At 40.9% G+C, this 6,555-nt stretch carries 4 protein-coding genes and 1 pseudogene; 2 read left to right on the top strand and 3 right to left on the bottom strand.

Annotated features, from left to right (window positions below; translation table 11 throughout):
* A partial coding sequence (locus CALSC_RS13040; RefSeq protein WP_143288246.1) for a sensor histidine kinase occupies window positions 1–887 on the top strand: 887 nt, incomplete at its 5' end.
* Window positions 888–1,174: 287 nt separating this feature from the next.
* On the opposite strand, the gene CALSC_RS13045 is transcribed toward CALSC_RS13040, so the two are convergent.
* From CALSC_RS13045 to folK, 3 genes are all read right to left on the bottom strand, one after another.
* On the bottom strand, window positions 1,175–1,753 hold the full coding sequence (locus tag CALSC_RS13045; RefSeq protein WP_200817628.1) for a CPBP family intramembrane glutamic endopeptidase: 579 nt from the start codon (window positions 1,751–1,753) through the stop codon (window positions 1,175–1,177).
* Between the two features lie 156 nt (window positions 1,754–1,909).
* A complete protein-coding gene (locus CALSC_RS13050; RefSeq protein ID WP_088241771.1) occupies window positions 1,910–2,971 on the bottom strand; it encodes a DUF3326 domain-containing protein in 1,062 nt (353 codons plus the stop codon).
* 165 nt (window positions 2,972–3,136) lie between these two features.
* Window positions 3,137–3,655: a 2-amino-4-hydroxy-6-hydroxymethyldihydropteridine diphosphokinase gene (gene folK, locus CALSC_RS13055; RefSeq protein ID WP_088241772.1), complete on the bottom strand. Its 519-nt coding sequence runs from the start codon at window positions 3,653–3,655 to the stop codon at window positions 3,137–3,139.
* 241 nt (window positions 3,656–3,896) lie between these two features.
* Between folK and CALSC_RS13060 the strand changes: the two are divergent.
* Window positions 3,897–6,315, top strand: a pseudogene (locus CALSC_RS13060) (transglycosylase domain-containing protein).
* The last annotated feature ends 240 nt before the right edge of the window (window positions 6,316–6,555 follow it).

The following is a 6,555-nucleotide window of genomic DNA, read 5'->3' on the forward strand; positions in this document are numbered from 1 at the left end:
GTAATTCTGGAATTTGGAATCATGTCGATTCATCTGAGAACGAGTATTTTTTTGAAGCTACTGCCATTAAAATAAATAATCAAAAAATTATTCTGATCAAATCTTTACGAGAAGAATACCAGCAGCGACAACAAATTATTCAAAAAGCTCGAGAAAATCAATTAGATTTTCAATATACCGTTAAAGAAAGCCAGAAAAAGGATATATTAATACATTGCATTATCCATGATATGGCAGGGCTATTAAGTGGCATTAATTGCTGCTTTGCACTCTTAGATTTTGAAAATTTAACCCCTCAAGGCAGGGAAACCCTGAACATTGGCAGACAGCAAACCATGAAGCAAGAAATGCTAATTAGAGAAATACTAAATGCCTTCTCTGCGGAAATGCAATCCTTAGAAGCTTTTACAGTCAATCCAGAAATAGCTCCAGATGCACTACTTATAGTTCAGCAGGTAATCCACGTTTTAACTCCCAGTTTTTCTCTGAATAATGTAGAGCTAAAACTTGCTGCTGACGTTAACATGAATGCTGATTGGAAAGTGGTAGGTGACAAATCTCGCCTGGAAAGGGTAATTACAAATTTAACGGAAAACGCTTTGCGTCATAGCCCACCAAATACTACAGTGACAATTGGCTTACAGCAAGATGATAATAGCATCTTGGTGACAATCGACGATGAAGGTAAAGGGGTAGCACCGGAGATTGCTAAAAACTTGTTTAAGAAGTTTGCCCAAGGAACAGATAGAACAGGCAAAGTAGGATTGGGACTTTATTTCTGTCGCATTACGGTTGAGCGTTGGGGTGGTGAGATTGGTTATTCCCCATTACCTGAAAATGGTTCGCGGTTTTGGTTTAGCCTACCAAAAGCAGTGACTCAAAATTGAAGAAATTTTAACGGTCACTTGCTCATTAGTGCATCTGGGGTGATTACGGGCTAGGGCTGAGAGTGTATATGAAGGTGTGTATTTATCTGTCCTTCGGGCAAGGCAGAAGGCAGAGGGCAGGAGGCAGGAGGTTTGAATAAGTTTTAAGGTAAGCCTTTTTGCCTTGCCCAGTTTGGGTTTAAGACCCCCAGTAATTGAGCCTTCTGCCTTCAGTTAAAGTATAGTTATGTCATCTCGGCGTTGATTAATTACCTGTGGCTGTATCCCTAGGTCAAGCTCTATGGATATCACTGCTTTACCTTCCACAAGAAACTAGACAGCAAATTAGTTAAAATATGAGCCACAATTGGCACTAAAAGATTGCCAGTGAACAGGGCACTATATCCTAATAATAATCCCACAATTGTTGCCCAAACTACATAGGGCCATTGTTGGGAACCACTCAGATGTAAGACACCAAAACTCAAACTGGATAAAATCACTGCAAAGTGATTCATTCCTAATCCTGGTAGCATTACACCCCGGAATAATAATTCTTCACTTAATCCTGGCAATAAACCCAACCAGATTAAATCTGGTAATACCAATGGTTTCAGGACAATTTCTAAGTAGTAATCAGCACTTTTGCGATAAGCCAACCAATGTTGATAAGCTAAACCACTCAAACCTGTGATACATAATGCCAAGCCTATACCCAGCCAAAAATCTCTGGGATGCCAACGCCAAGACATGAGGGGTATATTACCAATTTGCAGCCATAATTTGGCAACTATCCATAGGAAAATAGCAGTTATCCCCATAGCTACTAAAACTTGGATACGGGTAAGGTATGGAATTTCTGGTTCTTGTTCTTGCTTTTCAACCACGGGAATTTAAAAATTAGTAATTGTTTATGGGAAAATAGTGATTTCGAGTACTAAGATTTTTGTACTTTCTTGTCTAAAATGTATGGATCAAATCTTAGTGTCTACTACTGTCTCCTAACCTCCAAAATTTATATTTTTTCTACTAGTAACTAATAACTAAATAATCAACGACTGTAAAGGGGGGATAGTAGGATTGAGAACAGAGGGATTAATACCTGCTTTGTGTGCCACAATTACACCCACCGCTTCTAAATAGGATCTAACCTGTATTGATTTCATTCCTAAGGGTTGAGGAGGAACTTGTATTTGAGTTTGATTCTCTTCAACAGTGAGGATTTGACATTGCCTCTGACTTAAATTTAGCAAAGCACTACCCCCACAAGCATTGGCTGGTACAATTACTGCATCAACTTGATCTACCCAAACATCCTCTGGTTGAGGAAATGTATCCGTTTTCCCCCAAATAAATTGAGGTGCGCGACTCAATCCTACCAATACACTGGGTAAAAAGGTATACCCCAACTCTTCCGCTGCCGAACGAGGTGATAAATTTGGCTCTAGGGGTGGGGGCAAAAATGCCGGTGCATGGGCGCAAGGGATACCAAACTGCCGGACAATTAAATGGCTAATAACAGCTTCCGCCCCAGCAATTGTGTCTACTCCTTTGCCTAGGCGGTAATTTTTATCTGCCTCAGAAGCAATTTCATCGGGGAAACGGGCAATAACTGCGATCGCTTCCACCCCAGCAGTATTAATTAATACTTCTGCCCCTCTGAGTAAGCTATCTGGATTGCCAATTGTCCCCCAACTCGCCCCAGATAGTGATGTACGTAATTCTACGTTCAAGGGAGCATCTGTAATTACATAATCGGTAAGAGGTAAACCCAAGGTGGCTCTGGCTGCATCAGCAGCTTGTAGATGTCGCAGGCGTAATTCTGGTTCTATGCCTTGGTCTAAAAGTAAACCAATTTTATTTTGATGGACTGGACGTAAGCCCCAATTACCAGCCGCAAATTGATCGAGTCCATAACCCTCCACATAGAAAGTATTGGGTAGATTCCAATACAGACAAGCTCCATTCAGCACATTCGGATGGGTGATTAAGCGATCGCAAACCTGTGCCAAAACCCTAGCAACAGGAATTGCATCCCCAGCATAGCCCCCAATGGATGCGCCAATGCCCGTAGGTACAATGAGAATAGCAGTGTAAGGGGTCATAAGAATTTTGAATTTTGGATTTTGGATTTTAAATTTTATATTTTGGATTCTGGGATCACCTCATATTTCAAGTCAGCCTCCCACGAAAAAATCTCGCAACCAAAGATAAAAATACCTCTAACCGACTCCCTACTCCCTACTCCCCCCTGCCTCTTCCTAATTCCTTCATCCCTGAAACAGCCGGACATCCCTCTGGTTAACATCTTGGAGTAAATTTTGAATTGTCCGCCCAGAAACTGGTTCAACCCAATCTGAGGCAATTTCTGCCAAGGGAACTAAAACAAATGGGCGATCGCTCATACGAGGATGGGGAATTTGTAAGGTTGGCGTATCTAAAATTAAATTTTCATAGAGTAATAAATCTAAATCTAATGTTCTTGGTCCCCAACGCTCTTGACGCACCCGACCAAATTGATTTTCGATGTCTAAAAGAGCTTTTAATAATAATTTTGGTATCATTTTTACTCTTAGTAAAGCACAACCATTTAAGTAATCTGGTTGTGGTGGGCCAATTGCCTTAGTTTGATACCAACTAGACTTGGATTGAAGAATAATTCCTGATGTTTGAGATAATATTTCTAGAGCAGCTTCTAGTATTTCTAGGGAATTACCCAAATTACTACCCAAGGCAATAGCGCACTTGTGAATACAATCTTCTGCTTTATTGGGATATACATCCTTCATGCTTTGACCGAAATTAATGGGATACAAGCCCTGTCCTTCTAGTATTTGCCCTCAAGGAACAATGAATATAAAAATTGCATCCCTGAGTTTATAATAAGTTTTCGTAAAATTACATAGAAAACACGATCTAATCATGAATATATTTTAGATTCATGGGGTATTATACTAACACAATGGCTGTGTGCTAGTCCTGATATTTCATGGTGATGAGTTAGCAACGACTTGGAGTGAGGAACTAAAAGTGGCTAAAATTACCTCCTGGTTCAAGGAAATATCAGCTAAATTAAATAAGCATCCTAAGGAAAAAACCAGATTAATGGCCAGCGATCGCAATGTCAATGAAGAATCTGCCCAGCAAAATTTAACAAAAACCAAAACCCAAGCAAAAGTAGCCAAAAAGCCTGGTAAAGCCAAGCAGATACTCAAGGGAATCGGCAGATTTTCATCAGGAGTGATGGATAAACTCCCAGGTAAAGGTAAACCACTTTACCGACGCTACTGGCTATGGGCTGGGTTGGGCATGGGTGGTAGTATTATTGCTATTAACTACGGGGTATCTTCCCTAGATAAGACCTTACCAGATAAAGCCGCCTTGAATGCAGTGGTCAGGGAGCAAACCCTAACGATTAAAGCTGCTGATGGCACAATTTTACAGCAGCAGGGAGAAGTTACTAGAGAACAACTCAAAATTGAGGAGATACCCTATCAACTTAAACAAGCTTTTATTGCTTCCGAAGACAGAAGATTCCAGCAACATAATGGAGTAGATCCCCAAGGTATTGCCAGAGCCGTATTAAATAACTTGCGATCGCAAACTGTGGTGCAAGGTGGAAGTACTATCACCCAACAGCTAGCACGGATATTATTCCTCAAACAAGAGCGCACCATTTTGCGTAAACTTAAGGAAGCTCGTCTAGCCCAGAAAATGGAAGAAGAATTAACCAAGGACGAGATTCTAGAACGCTATCTGAATTTGGTCTATTTAGGTTCCGGGGCTTACGGTGTAGCAGATGCTGCTTGGGTATATTTCAGTAAAAAAGTAGACGCGCTGACCCTAGGGGAGATGGCAACCATTGCTGCTTTACCCCCCGCACCCAATAGATTTTCTCCCCAAGTAAGTATAAAAATTGCCACCAAACGGAGAAATCTAGTATTGAACCGGATGGCAGAAGATAAATTAATTACCGCCGCCGAAAAACAAGCAGCGATTGACGAACCCATTACCCTCAAAGTTAGTCGCCCCAAACGTTGGCAAGTAGAAGCTCCTTATTTTATTAGTTATATTCAAAAAGAACTACCTAAATATGTGTCTGCCAAAGCACTAGGTGGTGGTTTAACAGTAGAAACATCCCTAAACTTATCATGGCAAAAAGCTGCCGAAAAGACAGTTGCTAGAACTTTACGCAATGAAGGAGGTTGGCAAAGATTCAAACAAGCAGCAATAGTAGCTGTTGACCCCCGCAACGGTGAAATTAAGGCAATGGTAGGGGGTAAGGATTTTGACAAAAATAAATTTAATCGCGTTACCCAAGCACAGCGACAGCCAGGATCTACTTTTAAAGGCTTTGTATATGCAGCAGCCATCGCCAGTGGTAGGAATCCCAATGATGGCTATCCAGATAAACCCTTAATTGTTGATGGTTACGAACCTAAAAATTTTGATGAGAGGTTCCGGGGTTGGATGAGCATGAGAGATGCTCTGACCAAATCCATTAATATAGTTGCTGTGAGAATTTTACTCAAAGTCGGATTTGAACCCACCATTGAACTAGCTCACAAAATGGGAATTAAATCGGAACTTAAATCCGTGTATTCCCTCGCATTAGGTTCCAATGAGGTCAATTTACTGGAATTAACCAGTGCCTATGGTACCTTTGCTAACCAAGGATTACATATAGAGCCTCATGGGATTAGGAAAATTTTTAATCGCCAAGGAAAGATTATTTGGTCAGCAGATTTTAAATCCAAAAGAGCTTTAGATAAAGATAGTGCTGCTATTATGACCTGGATGCTACGCAGAGTAGTTCGCAGTGGTACAGGGACTCCTGCTAACTTACCTCGTCGTCCTGTAGCGGGAAAAACTGGTACTACTGATGAAGCTAGGGATTTGTGGTTTGTAGGATATATACCCCAGTTAGTCGCAGGGGTATGGTTGGGTAATGATAACAACCGAAAAACCCGGGGTACTAGTGCTAGTGCTGCTCTTGCTTGGCGGAGATTTATGAGAGCAGCAACGGAAGATATGGATGTGGAAAAGTTTCCTTCTCTTCCTAAGTTAAAGGGACGTAAGAGGACGATTAAAGCCAAACCTATCAAGCCTAAACGCCTGATTAATCGCTCTATTCCCAACAAGCAAGATCAAGACAGAAATAATCAGGAAGATTCTAGAAATAATAACCGGCGCAGTCGTCGTCGTAGAAGAAACCGTAGATACCAGCAATCCGAGGAAAGAATAAGAACTAATAGAAGATATCGTCGTCGGCGCAATCGGACTGAAAATAACTCATCTCGTTCCAGTTCTAAAACCAGAAGACGGGTGAGAACAAGACCACAAAATTCAGCACCAGTGAAAGTCAAAAAAAACTACTCGTCCTTCACCAACTCAACCGAAACAACGTTCTTGGCGGGAAAGATTGAAACCTAGTCAGCCATCTGATTAAATACTCCTATTTCACCCAAATATTGCCCAGAGGGTAGAAAAATTTAGTTGATAATATTGAGGTTGAAAATGAAGAACAGCAAATTTAATCCTCAAGTTAGAGAAGAGTTTTCCGACTTCAGGTAAATATAGATGTAGTTCACAGTGTAAGTAATACCGCTCAGTGGGTAAATCTTACAAAAAAGCTAGAGGGCAGATGGCAGAAAATGAAAAGTATAAATCAAAACTTTAGTTCTGACTG

It is taken from the genome of Calothrix rhizosoleniae SC01 (genome assembly GCF_900185595.1).
GTDB classification, from domain to species: Bacteria; Cyanobacteriota; Cyanobacteriia; order Cyanobacteriales; family Nostocaceae; genus Calothrix_A; species Calothrix_A rhizosoleniae.

Excerpts from the sequence above, each read along its gene's own strand:
- folK (WP_088241772.1), bottom strand. The coding sequence starts at position 3,655 with ATGAAGGATGTATATCCCAATAAAGCAGAAGATTGTATTCACAAGTGC.
- CALSC_RS13050 (WP_088241771.1), bottom strand. The coding sequence starts at position 2,971 with ATGACCCCTTACACTGCTATTCTCATTGTACCTACGGGCATTGGCGCA.